This window comes from Methylomagnum ishizawai (assembly GCF_019670005.1).
Classification (GTDB): domain Bacteria; phylum Pseudomonadota; class Gammaproteobacteria; order Methylococcales; family Methylococcaceae; genus Methylomagnum; species Methylomagnum ishizawai.
Map to the genome: position 1 here is coordinate 4,362,047 of NZ_AP019783.1, position 14,230 is coordinate 4,376,276.

The window sequence follows — 14,230 nt, forward strand, 5'->3', positions numbered from 1 at the left end:
AACATACCTCCTCATTCCGGCGGGACCCATGCGATGGCGTCCCGTTTTTTTATGCCCGTGGCTAGGGACGGTAGCCGTAAACCGCATCCAACCCATTGATCCATTAGGATAGGCCCTCCGGCTTGGTTCCGGTGCCGGGCCGGTTCCAGGTATTTTTATCGCGGGTATGGCGAAGAATCCGCCGTCGCGGGCGATGGAATATCCGGCACCGGATATTCCCGATAAGCCGGTGCCGGCGCGGAACTTCAAATCCGGTTCAGCAATTCCGCTTTCTTGGCGGCGAATTCTTCCTCCGAGAGGATGCCTTTGGCCTTGAGTTCGGCCAATCGCTCGATTTGGGCGAAGATATCGCCTTCGTTTTGGGGCGGGAAAGGCGGGGCGTAGGACGGGGCGGGTGGCGATAGGTCCGTGCCCAGGCCGGAAACGACCGGCAGGTCGGCGATCTTGACCGTGCCCCACTGGCTGGTGAAGGTCAGGGACGCATCGGAACCCTGCTGCTGGCCCACGCCCCAAATCTCGTGGTTCAGGGTGTCGTAGACCGTGACCCGCCCGTCGATGTCCAACGCCAGCCGGTGTGTCTGCGGGAACACGGCATAGCGGACGTGGTTCTGGGCACCCGACGACGCGGGCATCCCCAGGTCGCCGGGCCACCAGTGGCCGCCGCCCGTGTTGGACAGGGTGAAGCTGGCCGCGCCGGGCGCGGCGGGCCGTTCGGCCTGGACGAAACACGCGGGATTGGCCGCGACCTGGGCGAGTTCGTAGCACAGCCCATCGACCCTGGATTTGAGCGCTTGGTTGAACATATCGCCCACCATCACCATGCCGCCTTGCATCCATTGCCCGCTGCCGCCCAGTTCGGGGTGGCTGAATTGCGCCATGGTCCCACCGCCGTTGACGACCGCTTGTAGCAAGGTCGTGACCGCATCCACGCTGACTTGGTAGCGTTGGGCGAGTTCCTCGATGATCTGTGATCCTTGGTAGCTGAGGTTCATGGCGGGCCTCCGGGCCTGGCGTGGATGGATAAGCTGTGGGAATAAAGGGCAGCATGGGCCAAAGGGCCGCGCGATGCAAGCCGCGTTCCGGCGGCGGGCGATACGGGCCTCGCGGTTGCGCCGGAACCGCCGCCGGGGGCGCGCCCCTGGTGGATATTGGTCTCCAGGCTGTGTCCGATGGACCCCGGCCGCCGCGCTGTTGGGGCGGACCGAGAACAACGTGGACGATTCAATCAAGCGCATCAGGAAGGTCGTGCTCAAGGATTTCGACCCGGAGACCGAGGAATACCGGGCGCTTTATAAGGAGTTCGGCCTGTCGCATTTCGCCGATGTGTTCAAGACCTATGCCTATTTCGGGTTCTACCCGCCCGCCGAACCGCCGGGAGCGAACCGGCTCGACCGTTTTTCCAGCCCTTTGTCGGAACAGTTGGCCAAGCTGCGCTAAGCAGGTAGGCCGACCGTCCAATTTCCAGCCGTAACTGGATTCCACTACGTTCCATCCGGGCTACGGCATCGATTTATATCAACGCCCCGCTGTCAAATCCATCCATACAAAAAAATTGCGCGTTTTTCTGGTAAATGGCCGGAAAACCGGAAAATCACGCAACTTTTTTAGGGCAAGCCCCGCCGGATTTTGTTAGTTTGTTCATGCTTTTGGTTGTGCAATTCACCAAGATGACACACAGCCTATCCGTTAACTTGTTTTTATCGGATTTTTTACAAAACAGGGGAAAACATAATGAACATGAACAGAGGTACTCTTCGATTCACCCATCACGCCTTGCTGGCCGTGGGTACGCTGGGCGCTGCGCTGTCGGCGGAGGCCGCCACGCTGAATGTCAATGCGGCGGGGGCCAACTGCGCGGGTGCGGATGGCACTGCGGCCAAGCCGTTTTGCACGATCCAGGCGGCGGTGACAAAGGCGGTGAGTGGGGATACGGTGCAGGTGGCGGCGGGGATTTATTACGAGGATGTGGGTATCACCAATAAGTCGCTAAAAGTTTTTGGGGCTGATCCGGCTACGACGACGGTTCAAGGGATTTCTATACCATTTAATATTTATGGATTTACTTTGGCAGGATCGGTGGAAATTGCTGGCTTAACAATTACTAGCAGCTCAAGCATAGGCATTGATTTTGACTCTGATAATTTAACTGGCTGGGTGCATAATTGTATTATTTCAAACAACCCAACTGGCATCTACGTTCACGGCGCCAATGTAAAGGTAACAAATAACGTTATTTACGGCTCGGTTTATCAGGCGATTGGGGCATTTACATACAATAATTCAACAAGAAAAAGCTCCACAATAAATGCCTATAATAATATTTTATTAAATAACGGGACTGGAATTTATGCGAACAGTTATTTTTGTGGTGAATATGCACAAATTTATTCCTCTTATAATAGATACAATAATAACTCAAAGAATAGAGATTATAGCAATAACTGTAGTGGTGGCGCATTTGTTAACAGTACCAACGACACCGACAACAGCGACCCCAAATTCGTAGACGCCAACAACGGCGATTACACCCTCCTGCCCGGTTCGCCCGCCGTCGATGCCGGTCGCCCCGGCGCGACCGACAAAGACCCCGACGGCACCCGCAACGACCAAGGCGTCTACGGCGGCCCAGGTGCCACCACCTTCTGGCCCAAGGCGGCGGGCGGCTTGCCCGTCGTCACCGGCCTCGCCTCCTCGCCGCACGATGTCGCCGTGGGCGGTACGTTCACCATCACCGGCACCGGCAAAGCCCAATAAGCCCCGGCCCGCGAAGAGGACACCCCCATGCGATCCATCACACCCCTCCTATACCGCCGCGCCGCGCTGCTCCTGGGGCTTTGCGCCACGGGTTCCGCCCACGCCGCCAACACCCTGACCGGGGCCGAATACTTCATCGACCCCACGCCCTGGCTGGAACCCCACGCCGCCGGCACCAGCCCCTGCGACAACGACCCCGGCGAGGGCAAGGGCATCCCGCTCCCACCCACCGATGGCAGTTGGAACGCCATCACCGAAGCGGTCAAACAGACCGGCGTCGATGTCTCCAAACTAACGCCGGGCGTCCACGACCTGTGCGTGCGCTTCGTCGACAGCAAGGGCCAATGGGGACCGGCCCGGTTCACCCATTTCACCTCGGGCCGGGGCTTGGCCGCTTGCGAATACTTCATCGACACCGATCCGGGTCCGGGCAAAGGCCAGCCGTTCCCCGCCCAGGATGGCGTGTTCAACGCGACCCAGGAGGCTTTGAAAACCGCCACTCTCCCCGTCACCGGCTTGGCGCTGGGCAGCCACACCGTGGGCAGCCGCTGCCGCGACGAATGGGGCCGCTGGGGCGAAACCCTGACCACCACCCTGAACCTCATCCACCTGCCCGCCCCGGTCGTCGCCAGCGCCACGCCGGGCGACGGACAAGCCACCTTGAATTGGGCCGCGGTCGCGGGCGCGGCCAGCTACAACATTTACCGGGGCACCACGGCCGGTGGCGAATCCTCGACCCCGGTCAAAACCGGCCTCACCGGCACCAGCGCCACCCTCACCGGCCTTGTCAACGGCACCAAGTATTTCTTCAAGATGGCGGCGGTGAATTCCGCCGAAACCAGCCCGCTCTCGAACGAAGTCAGCGCCACGCCCACCGCCACTTTGCCGGATTTCGTCGCCAGCGGCCTGTTGCTTTATCCCGCCTCCCCCACGCCCGACAGCAGCTTCAATCTGCGCGTCACCATCACCAACCAAGGTAAGGGCAGCGCCAACGGTGGGAAACTCGCGGTCTGGACCCACCAACCCACCGCGCAAAGCTGCAACGCCACGCCCGACAAATCGGTGGACGTCGGCACGCTGGCACCCGGTGCCAGCAAGACGCTCAACGTCAATGGGTTAGCCGCTGGTGTGGCAGGGGCCAAGACCCTGCGCGTGTTCGCCGATGGCAACTGCGCCAGCGCCGAACTCAACGAAGCCAACAACCAAGCCACGCTCTCGTATCGGGTCGGTTCCGCGCCGCAACCGGATTTCGTGGTCACTAAAGTCATCTTGTCACCCAGCCTGCCGACCGCTCAGGGCAGCTTCACGGCGACGATCACGGTCAAAAACCAAGGCACAGCCAACGGGAATGCCGGATATATGGATGTGTGGGCCAATCAAACCACCGCCCAAACCTGTGGCGCGGAAGGCGACGCTTACGCCAGCTTAGGAACCCTGGCGGCAGGTGCTTCCAAAACCGTGACGCTTAACCTGGTTGCGGGAACCGCGGGCATCAAAAGCCTGCGTGCCTTTGTCGATAGCTGGTGTCAAACCAACGAAGCCAACGAGGGCAACAATCAAACGTCCCAGTCCTATACGGTCAAATAATCTGGCGTGGGCGGAACGCACAAGCACTTCCGCCCCACCCAATCTTCCAGCGGGACCGCCTGCCGGGCATCGAATCCCGCCCTTGCCAACCCCCCGCCCATCCGCCATAACACGGGTTCCATCCATCCCCGTAAGGAACCCCCATGCTCGGGCGCATCATCGACGGCTCGGCCCGCAACGCCTTCCTCATCCTGCTGGCGACGGCCTTGGTCGTGGCCTATGGCGTGTACGCCGTGCTGAAAACCCCGCTGGACGCCCTGCCGGACCTGTCCGACGCCCAGGTGATCGTCTACACCGAGTATTCCGGGCAAGCCCCGCAGGTGGTCGAGGACCAAGTGACCTATCCCCTGGCCACGGCCATGCTCAGCGTGCCGCATTCCAAGGTGGTGCGCGGTTTCTCGTTCTTCGGCGCGTCCTTCGTCTACGTGATTTTCGAGGACGGGACCGATTTGTACTGGGCGCGTTCGCGGGTGTTGGAGCATCTCGCCATGCTCGCGGGGCGTTTGCCCAAAAGCGCCGTGCCCATCCTGGGGCCGGACGCCACCGGGGTGGGCTGGGTCTACCAATATGCCGTGCTGGGCGTGCAACACTCGTTGGCGGAACTCCGCGCCCTGCAAGACTGGTTCTTGCGCTACCAACTCACCAAGGCCCAGGGCGTGGCCGAGGTCGCCAGCGTCGGCGGCTTCGTGCGGCAATACCAAGTGGTGGTCGATCCGCGCAAGCTGCAAGCCTATGGCATCGCCTTGGGCGAGGTGGGCCGGGTGATCGCCGCCAGCAACCGCGACGTGGGTGGACGGGTGGTGGAAATGGCCGAGACCGAGTACATGGTGCGCGGCCAGGGCTATCTGCGCGGTATCCGCGATATCGAGGATTTGGTGGTGAAGGCCGAGGGCGGCACGCCGGTCCTGATCCGCGACGTGGCGCGGGTCGAACTCGGCCCGGACGAACGCCGCGGCATCGCCGAATTGAACGGCGAGGGCGAGGTGGTGTCCGGCATCGCCATCGCCCGCTACGGCCAGAACGCCCTTGACGTGATCGACCACGTCAAGGCCAAGCTGGCCCAACTCGCGCCCGGCCTGCCCGCCGGGGTGTCGATCCAACCGGTGTACGACCGCTCGGTGTTGATCCTCAAGGCCATCGCCAACCTCCGCGACAAGCTGCTCGAGGAAAGCCTGGTGGTGGCCTTGGTCTGCGTGGTGTTCCTTTACCACATCCGCAGCGCCCTGGTCGCCATCGTCATGCTGCCGGTGGGGGTGCTGATCGCCTTCATCGTGATGCGCTGGTTGGACATCAGTTCCAACCTGATGAGCCTGGGCGGCATCGCCATCGCCATCGGGGCCATGGTCGACGCCGCCATCGTGATGATCGAGAACGCCCATAAGCACCTCGAACGCGCCGAACCCGGTGCCGACCGCCTGGAACTCATGATCGCGGCGGCCCGGGAGGTCGGCCCGGCGCTGTTCCTCAGCCTCTGTGTGATTACCGTGTCGTTCCTGCCGGTGTTCGTGCTGGAGGAGCAAGAGGGCCGCTTGTTCAAGCCCTTGGCCTTCACCAAGACCTTCGCCATGGCGGGGGCCGCCTTGCTGTCGGTGACCCTGGTGCCGGTGCTGATGGTTTTGTTCATCCGGGGCCGCATCGTCCCGGAACATGAAAATCCCATCAACCGGCTGCTGATCTGGCTGTACCGCCCGGTCATCGAGACCGTGCTGCGTTGGAAGAAATCCACCCTGGCCGTGGCGGCGCTGGCGCTGGCGGCGAGCGTGTATCCCGCGTCCAAGTTGGGCAGCGAATTCATGCCGAGCTTGAACGAGGGTACTTTGCTATTCATGCCCATGAGCCTGCCGGGGCTGTCGGTGACCCAGGCGGCGGCGATCATGCAGACCCAGAACCGTATCCTGAAAGCCTTCCCCGAGGTCGAATCGGTGTTCGGCAAGGCGGGTCGCGCCGCCACCGCCACCGATCCCGCGCCCTTGGAAATGTTCGAGACCGTGGTCAACCTCAAGCCGGAGGAACACTGGCGGCCCGGCCTGACCCTGGACCAACTGGTCGCCGAGATGGACCGGGCGACCCAGCTACCGGGCGTCACCAGCGCCTGGACCATGCCGATCAAGAACCGCATCGATATGCTGTCCACCGGCATCCGCACGCCCATCGGCATCAAGGTGTTCGGCAAGGATTTGGCGGAAATGGCCCGGCTCGCCACCCAGATCGAGGCCGTGGTCAAGACCGTGCCCGGCACCGGCAGCGCCTATGCCGAGCGCATCACCGGCGGCTATTACCTCAATATCGAGCCGGACCGGCTGCAATTGGCGCGGCATGGCCTCGGGGTCGGCGATTTCCTGGAGGTGATCGCCACGGCCCTGGGCGGCGAGACCGTGACCACCACGGTCGAGGGCCGGGAACGCTTCGATGTGATCGTGCGCTATCCCAGGGAACTCCGCGATTCGCCGCAGCGCATCGCCTCGGAAGTGCTGGTGCCGACGCCCGCGGGGGCCATGGTGCCCTTGGGGCAATTGGCGCGGATCGGCCTGGACCGTGGCGTCCCGGTCATCCGCACCGAGAACGCGCTGTTGTCGGCCTATGTGTTCGTGGATATCCGCGACCGCGATATCGGCGGCTATGTGGCGGAGGCGCAGCGGGCGGTGCTGGAACGGGTGCGGTTCCCGCCCGGCTATTACGCCACCTGGAGCGGGCAGTTCGAGTATATGGAGCGGGCCAAGGCCAAGCTGGCGCTGGCGGTGCCGCTGACCGTGTCCATCATCTTCCTGTTGCTGTACCTGAACTTCCGCAGGCTGACCGAAACCCTGATCGTGATGCTGTCCTTGCCCTTCGCCCTGATCGGCGGGGTGTGGCTGTTGTATGGCCTGGGCTACCACCTGAGCGTGGCGGTGGCGGTGGGGTTCATCGCCCTGGCCGGGGTGGCGGCGGAAACCGGCGTGGTGATGCTGATTTACCTGGACCAGGCGCTGGCGGCGGCGCGGGAGCGCTGCGGGCGGGAAGGACGGGCGCTGCGGGCCGCCGACCTCTATGCCGCCATCCGCGAAGGCGCGGTGGAGCGGGTACGGCCCAAGATGATGACCGTGGTCGCCATCATGGCGGGCTTGCTGCCGATCATGTGGGGGACGGGGACGGGTTCGGAGGTCATGCGCCGCATCGCCGCGCCGATGGTGGGCGGGATGCTGTCCTCCACCGTGCTGACCTTGGTGGTGATTCCGGCCTTGTATGCCTGGGTGAAGGGGCGGGGGTTGCCCGTCCGCCCGGATCGAGGCGCTTAGTCGCGGGGCAGGCGCAGGCGTTCGGCCATGGAGCGCATCACCGCCAGGGCGAAGTTCGGAGTTTGCCGCACCAGGAACTGGAAGCGCTTTTCGTTGATCGGGGCCAGCTTGGACTCCACCGTGGCGACGGCCGTGGCGCTGCGCGGGCCGCGGTCGATCAGGCCGATCTCGCCCAGGAATTCGCCCGGCCCGATCAGGTTGACCGGCTTGCCGCCGACGAAGACTTCCACCTCGCCTTCCAGCAGGACGTACATGAGGCCGTCGGAATCCTCGCCTTCCGAGAAGATCGCCGCCCCGGCCGGGAAGGTTTCGACGCTGTCGGTATTCTTGAATAAATCGATATGCATGGCGGTCCCGTTCTGGAGGCCTGGGTTGCGGTGGGCCGGAGTGTACCAGCCCCATTCCCGGCCCGCCATGCGGGAACGATGGACGGCGCGGGGTGGAATCCGGGCGGGGCCGGGGCCGCTTCGTGGCATACTGATGGGCGTTTTCCACAACCTCCCGACCGACACCGCCATGTGCCAATTGCTAGGCATGAATTGCAACGTCCCCACGGATATTTGTTTTTCCTTCGAGGGTTTCCAACTGCGCGGCGGGCTGACCGACCATCACCGCGACGGTTGGGGCATCGCCTTTTTCGAGGGCCGGGGCTGCCGGGTTTTCCTCGATTCCAAGGCCACCATCGAATCGCCGGTCGCCGAATTGGTGCGGCGCTACCCCATCCATTCCACCAATGTCATCGCCCATATCCGCAAAGCCACCCAGGGCCGCATCGCCCTGGAGAACAGCCATCCGTTCCAGCGCGAGCTATGGGGCCGCTATTGGCTGTTCGCCCATAACGGCAACCTGGAAAACTACGCGCCCGCGCTGTCCGGCGATTACCGCCCGGTGGGCGATACCGACAGCGAGCGGGCCTTCTGCCACATCCTCGACACCTTCCGCCGCGAATTCCCCAACGGCCCGCCCGACGAGATCGCCTTGTTCGGGGTGTTGAAGCGGCTCTGCCAGGATATCGCCGCCCATGGCACTTTCAATTGCCTGCTGTCGAACGGCGACGTCCTCTACGCCCATTGCTCGACCCAGTTGCATTATCTGGTGCGCCAAGCCCCGTTCAGCTGCGCCCATTTGGTGGACCAGGACGTGACCGTCGATTTCAGCCAACTCACCACGCCCGAGGACCGGGTCGCGGTGATCGCCACCTTGCCGCTCACCGACAACGAAGCCTGGACGGCGCTGCGGCCCCGCCAATTGGTGTTGTTCCGGGATGGCGCTCCGGTCGAGGGTTTGTAGGCCGGGCCGCGTCAATCGGCTTCCGGCGCCTCCTCGAAATCCCCCGTCCCGTCCACGTCCGCCGATAGGGTTTCCCGGACATGGCGGAACAGCGCCCGCGCCGCCCGTGGCGCTTGGCCCGCTTGGCGCTCGCGCTGGCCGTCGCGGACCAGTTGCCTGAGTTTCTGGCGGTCGGCTTCCGGGTATTCGGCCAGGAATTCGTTCACGGCGGCGTCGCCCCCGGCCAGCATCCGTTCACGCCAACGCTCGCAGGTGTGTTGCAGGCGGACGGCGTCGGCGCTGACCACTTTCAAATCGGCCAGGGCCTGGCGGATGGGTTCGGGGTCGAGGTCGCGCAGCAGTTTCCCGATGTATTTGCGCTGGCGGCGCAGTCCGCCGTGGGCGGTGATGGTCCGGCCCAGCCGCACCGCGTCCAGGAGTCCGGGGGGTAGGTCCAGCCGGGCGAGTTGCTCGGGGGCGAGTTCGATCAGTTCCTGGCCCAGGTCGTGTAGCGCCGCGCTGTCGCGTTTGAGTTGGGATTTGCTGGGGGGGAGTTCGGGTTCGTAATCGTCGGGATCGTCCGTCCACATGGGTTTCATCCGGGTTCGGTAAGCGGGGGGCCACTATAGCAAAGCTCGCGCTTTGTGGCGGCCATGAAAAAGCCCTTTCCCCGCCGGGGGAAAGGGCTTGGGTGCCACCAAATTGGGGCGGGCTCCGGGCCCGCCCCGCTGGCGCAGGCTAGGGCTTAGTGCCCCCAGCCGGATTTATCATCCGACTTGTCGCCCGACTTATCCCCCCAACCGGACTTGTCATCGTCCTTATCCCCCCAACCGGATTTGTCGTCGTCCTTGTCGTCCCAGCCGGATTTATCGCCGTCCTTGTCGCCGGATTTGTCATCCGACTTGTCGCCGCAACTGCCCGCGCCCGATTTGTCCCCGTCCTTGTCATCCGATTTGTCGCCGGATTTGTCATCGGACTTGTCCCAAGATTTATCGCCATCCTTGTCGTCCCAACTGGATTTGTCGCCGGACTTATCGCCCCAGCCGGATTTGTCACCCCAACCGGATTTGTCGCTGTCCTTGTCGTCGGACTTATCCCAGGATTTATCGCCGGACTTGTCGTCGCCGTACTTATCGCCGGAACCCGTGTTGCCACTGGAACACGGATCGTGGTCGTGTTCGCAGTCGCTGCTGGAGCCACCGCCAGACTTGTCGCCGTCCTTGTCGCCGGATTTATCGCCCCAGCCGGATTTGTCGTCGTCCTTGTCACCGGACTTATCGCCCCAGCCGGACTTGTCGTCGTCCTTGTCGCCGGACTTATCGCCCCAGCCGGACTTGTCGTCGTCCTTGTCGCCGGACTTATCGCCCCAGCCGGACTTGTCGTCGTCCTTGTCGCCGGACTTATCGCCCCAGCCGGATTTGTCGTCGTCCTTGTCGCCGGACTTATCGCCCCAGCCGGATTTGTCATCGTCCTTGTCGCCCGATTTATCGCCGGACTTGTCACCGTCCTTATCGTCGTCGTCCTCGTCACAGCCATTGGAGCCCTTGGTGTAGAACCCGGCATCTACGGTCGTCAACGCCTGCCCTATCGCCAGGGTGTAGGAGGTGGTGCGGCCCGTAGTCTGGATCAGATCGCTGTCGATGCCGTCGTCCGCGCCCACGTTCGCCACGGTGAGGGTGTAGCCGCCCGGGGTTTGGAAGCCGACTTCGTAGCAGCCCGCCACCAGTCCGGTGAAGGCGTATTTGCCATCGGAGCCGGTGTTGGTGGTGCGCAGCGCGGTGGTCGAGCCGCAGTTATAGAGGCTGACCAAGACGCCCCCGATGCCCGCCTCGCCGCTCTCCTGCAAGCCGTTCTGGTTGGCGTCGTTCCACACGAAGTCGCCCAGGCTGGCGGTGGCCGGTTGCAACCCGGCATCCAGGTCGTTGTAGGTCTGGCCCGAGGTCAAGGTGACGCAGTTGGTGACGCCGCTGGCGTTGGCATCGCTGTCCAGGGCTTCGTTGCCGCCCAGGTTGGCGGTGGTGAAGACCGGGTAGGTGGCGTCGGTGTAGACACGGATGTAATAGCTGCCCGGCGCGATATTCGGGAAGCCATAGAGGCCGTCGGTGCCGGTGTAGGTGGTTCCCTTGAGGGTGTTGCTGGTGCATTGGTACAGCTCCACCTTGAGGCCGACGATGCCGGTTTCGCCGCCGTCCTGGATGCCGTTGCCGTTGGCGTCGTTCCAGACCCTATCGCCCAGGTTGGCGGGCGGCACGTAGCCGAAGTCCACCGTGCTGTCGTAGGTGCTGTTGGTCGCCAGGGTGACGGCGCTCGGGATGCCGTTGCTATCGGTGCCGCGGTCGCCACCCACCAGGGCGGTGGTCGGGATGTAGCCCAGCGGCAGGGTGGAGCCGTCCACCTCGACGCTGTAGCTGCCCGTGCAAAGGCCGCTGAACTGGTAATAGCCGGGGTTGGTGTTGGTGTAGGTCTGCTCCGTGTAGATGAGGGTGCCGCTGCTGTCCTTCAGGTTGACGGTGACGCCGTTGATGCCGGTTTCGCTGGCATCCTGGAGGCCGTTCTGGTTCTTGTCGGCCCAGACGTAGTTGCCGATCTTGGCGAGGCAGGGCGGTTTGTAGCCGAAGTCGATGCTGAGGTCGCTGGCGTTGTCGGAGGCCAGGGTGACGCTGGCCGGGCTGCCGTTGCTATCCACGCCCCGGTTGCCGCCCACGTTGTTCAGCGTGGGGACGAAGCCGGGCGGCAGGCCGGTGGGATCGACCACCACGGTGTAGGTGCCCGCGCAGAAGCCCCGGAACTCGTAGTAGCCGGGTTTGCCGGTGGAACCGCCGGTGCCGGTGATATCGGTCGCGACGATATTGCCCAGGCCGTCCTTCAACTGCACGGTGATGCCGTCCAGGGCCGGTTCGGTCGAGTCCTGGAGGCCGTTCTGGTTGTCGTCTTCCCAGAGATAGTCGCCGATGACGCCGGAGCAGGGCGACAGGAAGCCGAAGTCGATATCCTGGGCCGTGCTGGTGTCGGTTCCCAGGCTGACCGTGGCGGGGCTGCCGTTGCTGTCCTTGTCGGTGTTGTTGCCCTGGGCCGACGGCGACGGGGTGTAGTCGGTCGGGAGGCTGGCGGTGTCCACTTCCACCGTGTAGTTGTCGGCGCACAGGCCGTTGAACTGGTAGTAGCCGTCCTGGCTGCCGGGGCCGCCGACGCCGGTCACGGTGGTGGCGACGATGGTGCCGGTGGAATCCTTGAGGTTGATGGTGATCCCGTTCATGCCGGGTTCGCCCGCGTCCTGGATGCCGTCGCGGTCGAGGTCGTGCCAGACGTAGTCGCCGATGCTGCCCTTGCAGGGGGAGTTGTAGCCGAAGTCCAGGGTTTGGTCGCTGCCGTTGTTGAGGGTGAACACCACCTGGGCCGGCTGCGGGTTGCTATCGACCGTGCGGTTGCCGCCGACACTGACCGGACTCGCCACCAGATCGGGGTTGAGGGTGGTTTCGTCGACCTTGACGTAGTAGGTGCCCGCGCACAGGCCGGTGAATTGGTAAAGGCCGTCCGGGTTGCCGGAGCCGCCCGGATTGGTGGTGGCGGTGGCGATCTGGTTCTGGTTGGCGTCGAGCAGCAAGACCTTGACGCCGTTGATGCCGGGTTCATTGGCGTCCTGGATGCCGTCGCGGTCGAGGTCGTTCCAGACGAAGTTGCCGAGCGTGCCGGTGCAGGGCGGCTTGTAGCCGAAATCGACGCTTTGGTCGCTGCCGCTGTCGCTCGCCAGCGTCACCGGGGCGGGGTGGCTGTTGCTGTCCAGGCTGGCGTCGCCGCCGACATTGGCGGTGGTGGCGGTGAAGTTGGCCGGGACCGTGGTGGCGTCCACTTCGACCAGGTAGCTGCCCGCGCAACGTCCGGAGAACTGGTAGTAGCCGGATTGGTTGTTGGGACCGCCGGTGCCGGTGGTGGCGGTGGCCAGGACGGTGGTGCCGGTGCTGTCCTTCAGGTAGACGGTGATGCCGTCGAGGCCGGGTTCGCCGCCGTCCTGCTTGCCGTTGAGGTTGGTGTCCTGCCAGACGAAATCGCCGATGCTGCCGGTGCAGGGCGGGGTGTAGCCGAAGTCGATGCTATCGTCGGCGCTGCCGTCGGTGCCGAGGCTCACCGTGTAGGGGCTGCCGTTGCTGTCGGCGGTGGGATTGGCGCCCGCGTTCGGGGGGGTCGGGGAGAAGCCGGCCGGGAGGGTGGTGGCATCGACCGAGACGGTGTAGGTACCGCACTTGGCGTAGAACACATAGTAGCCGTCCTGGCTGGTCGGGCCACCCTGGGCGGTCAGGATCGATTGGACCACGGCGTTGGTGGCGTCCAGCAGGTTGACCCTGACGTTGTTGAGTCCGGGTTCGCCGCTGTCCTGGATGCCGTCGCGGCTGCTGTCCTGCCAGATGTAGTCGCCGATTTCGACGGTGCAAGGCGGGGCGGCGACGGGCGGGATCGGGCCGAAGTTGCCCTTGGCCGAGGCGCTGGTGAAGTTCTGGCCATAGTTCACCGGGTTGATCGTGACCGATTCCAGGGTCAGCAGGATGCCGATGTCCTGGCCTTGGTAGCCGGGATCGTTGGCGAGGCTGCCGCCGGTGACCCTGACCCGCAGTTCGGCGGTGTCGGTGGCGCTGGCGGTGTCGCTGTATTGAAAGCTCAAGACCTCGCCGGTCAGCAGGGGGGAGGCGTAGCTGCTGCCGATGTTGCCGGTCACCGTAAGGTCGTTGCCGGCCACGCCGCCCACGAAGCCGCCGTTGGCCGGGTTCAGCATCAGCTTGACGCTGAGGTTCCGGGAGGCGGCGGTGGCGATGGGCTGGACCAAGGCCGCGCTGCCACCGGACACCAGGGTCGCGGTGCTGAGGGTGGAACTGATGGTGACCTGCCCGGAAGCGGCGTTATAACTGAGGCTGCCGGGGTTGGTGAGCTGTATTTTGGGATAGCCAGGTGTCGGTATGGCCGCGGAGCTGCCGACCCAGTAGAACAACAGGGCGACTAGTGCGAATGGTCGGATGGATGGACTCATTTTATTGCCACTTTTGATTGATTGTATTTATCGATGAGCCAATGACGGGGAAGCGACATCGAAATATTGCGTATCCATGGGCCGTGTATTGCCGTGAACCTAGGCCGGGGACATTCCCAAACCTGAGCGCGGGTTCGCGGTTTTATTGTCCAAAATGAGACTTAAATCACTTTGTTTTTCAGGTGTTTTATGGTAATCAACCCGGATGTTTGGCGTAAGCATAAACCGGGCCAGCCATGCTTTTATAAGACAAGTCTTTGATTCCGATTGCCCTTTTGTTTTGTTGCAGGGCTTTGTAAAGGAAGGTCGGCTAAATCGTAAAAAA

Annotated in this window: 9 protein-coding genes; 5 read left to right on the forward strand and 4 right to left on the reverse strand. The window is 63.4% G+C overall.

The genetic code is table 11. The annotated features are described in order from the left end of the window. Positions 1-245 precede the first annotated feature (245 nt). Entirely contained in the window at positions 246-992 is a 747-nt protein-coding gene (locus tag K5658_RS19725; RefSeq protein ID WP_221064766.1) for an SHOCT domain-containing protein, read from the reverse strand. A 220-nt stretch (positions 993-1,212) separates the two neighbouring features. Between K5658_RS19725 and K5658_RS19730 the strand changes: the two genes are divergently transcribed. The 4 genes from K5658_RS19730 (at position 1,213) to K5658_RS19745 (ending at position 7,616) form a co-directional block, all read left to right on the forward strand. Continuing rightward, the gene (locus tag K5658_RS19730; RefSeq protein ID WP_221064767.1) at positions 1,213-1,437 is read left to right on the forward strand and encodes a hypothetical protein; all 225 of its coding nucleotides are present in this window, start codon (positions 1,213-1,215) and stop codon (positions 1,435-1,437) included. A 294-nt stretch (positions 1,438-1,731) separates the two neighbouring features. Beyond that, positions 1,732-2,754, forward strand: coding sequence for a DUF5123 domain-containing protein (locus K5658_RS19735; RefSeq protein WP_221064768.1), 1,023 nt, complete (start codon positions 1,732-1,734; stop codon positions 2,752-2,754). Between the two features lie 27 nt (positions 2,755-2,781). After that, the gene (locus K5658_RS19740) at positions 2,782-4,341 is read left to right on the forward strand and encodes a CARDB domain-containing protein (RefSeq protein WP_221064769.1); all 1,560 of its coding nucleotides are present in this window, start codon (positions 2,782-2,784) and stop codon (positions 4,339-4,341) included. Positions 4,342-4,484: 143 nt separating this feature from the next. Beyond that, complete coding sequence (locus K5658_RS19745; RefSeq protein ID WP_221064770.1) at positions 4,485-7,616, forward strand: efflux RND transporter permease subunit; 3,132 nt, start codon at positions 4,485-4,487, stop codon at positions 7,614-7,616. On the opposite strand, the gene K5658_RS19750 is transcribed toward K5658_RS19745, so the two are convergent. After that, complete coding sequence (locus tag K5658_RS19750) at positions 7,613-7,963, reverse strand: cyclic nucleotide-binding domain-containing protein (protein WP_221064771.1); 351 nt, start codon at positions 7,961-7,963, stop codon at positions 7,613-7,615. The two genes, K5658_RS19745 and K5658_RS19750, sit on opposite strands and share 4 nt — an antisense overlap. Positions 7,964-8,096: 133 nt before the next feature. Here K5658_RS19750 and K5658_RS19755 point away from each other — a divergent pair, with 133 nt between their 5' ends. After that, the gene (locus K5658_RS19755) at positions 8,097-8,906 is read left to right on the forward strand and encodes a class II glutamine amidotransferase (RefSeq protein ID WP_246628514.1); all 810 of its coding nucleotides are present in this window, start codon (positions 8,097-8,099) and stop codon (positions 8,904-8,906) included. Between the two features lie 11 nt (positions 8,907-8,917). On the opposite strand, the gene yjgA is transcribed toward K5658_RS19755, so the two are convergent. Together yjgA and K5658_RS19765 are read right to left on the reverse strand one after the other, a co-directional pair. After that, positions 8,918-9,475, reverse strand: a complete 558-nt coding sequence (gene yjgA / locus K5658_RS19760) for a ribosome biogenesis factor YjgA (protein WP_221064772.1) — start codon at positions 9,473-9,475, stop codon at positions 8,918-8,920. A gap of 155 nt (positions 9,476-9,630) precedes the next feature. Continuing rightward, the gene (locus K5658_RS19765; protein WP_221064773.1) at positions 9,631-13,905 is read right to left on the reverse strand and encodes an SdrD B-like domain-containing protein; all 4,275 of its coding nucleotides are present in this window, start codon (positions 13,903-13,905) and stop codon (positions 9,631-9,633) included. Positions 13,906-14,230: the final 325 nt, after the last annotated feature.

What these genes read in the sequence shown, in the direction of transcription:
- K5658_RS19725 (WP_221064766.1), bottom strand. Translation starts at nt 992, where the DNA reads ATGAACCTCAGCTACCAAGGATCACAGATCATCGAGGAACTCGCCCAA.
- K5658_RS19735 (WP_221064768.1), top strand. Translation starts at nt 1,732, where the DNA reads ATGAACATGAACAGAGGTACTCTTCGATTCACCCATCACGCCTTGCTG.
- K5658_RS19740 (WP_221064769.1), top strand. Translation starts at nt 2,782, where the DNA reads ATGCGATCCATCACACCCCTCCTATACCGCCGCGCCGCGCTGCTCCTG.
- K5658_RS19745 (WP_221064770.1), top strand. Translation starts at nt 4,485, where the DNA reads ATGCTCGGGCGCATCATCGACGGCTCGGCCCGCAACGCCTTCCTCATC.
- K5658_RS19750 (WP_221064771.1), bottom strand. Translation starts at nt 7,963, where the DNA reads ATGCATATCGATTTATTCAAGAATACCGACAGCGTCGAAACCTTCCCG.
- K5658_RS19755 (WP_246628514.1), top strand. Translation starts at nt 8,097, where the DNA reads ATGGGCGTTTTCCACAACCTCCCGACCGACACCGCCATGTGCCAATTG.
- yjgA (WP_221064772.1), bottom strand. Translation starts at nt 9,475, where the DNA reads ATGTGGACGGACGATCCCGACGATTACGAACCCGAACTCCCCCCCAGC.
- K5658_RS19765 (WP_221064773.1), bottom strand. Translation starts at nt 13,905, where the DNA reads ATGAGTCCATCCATCCGACCATTCGCACTAGTCGCCCTGTTGTTCTAC.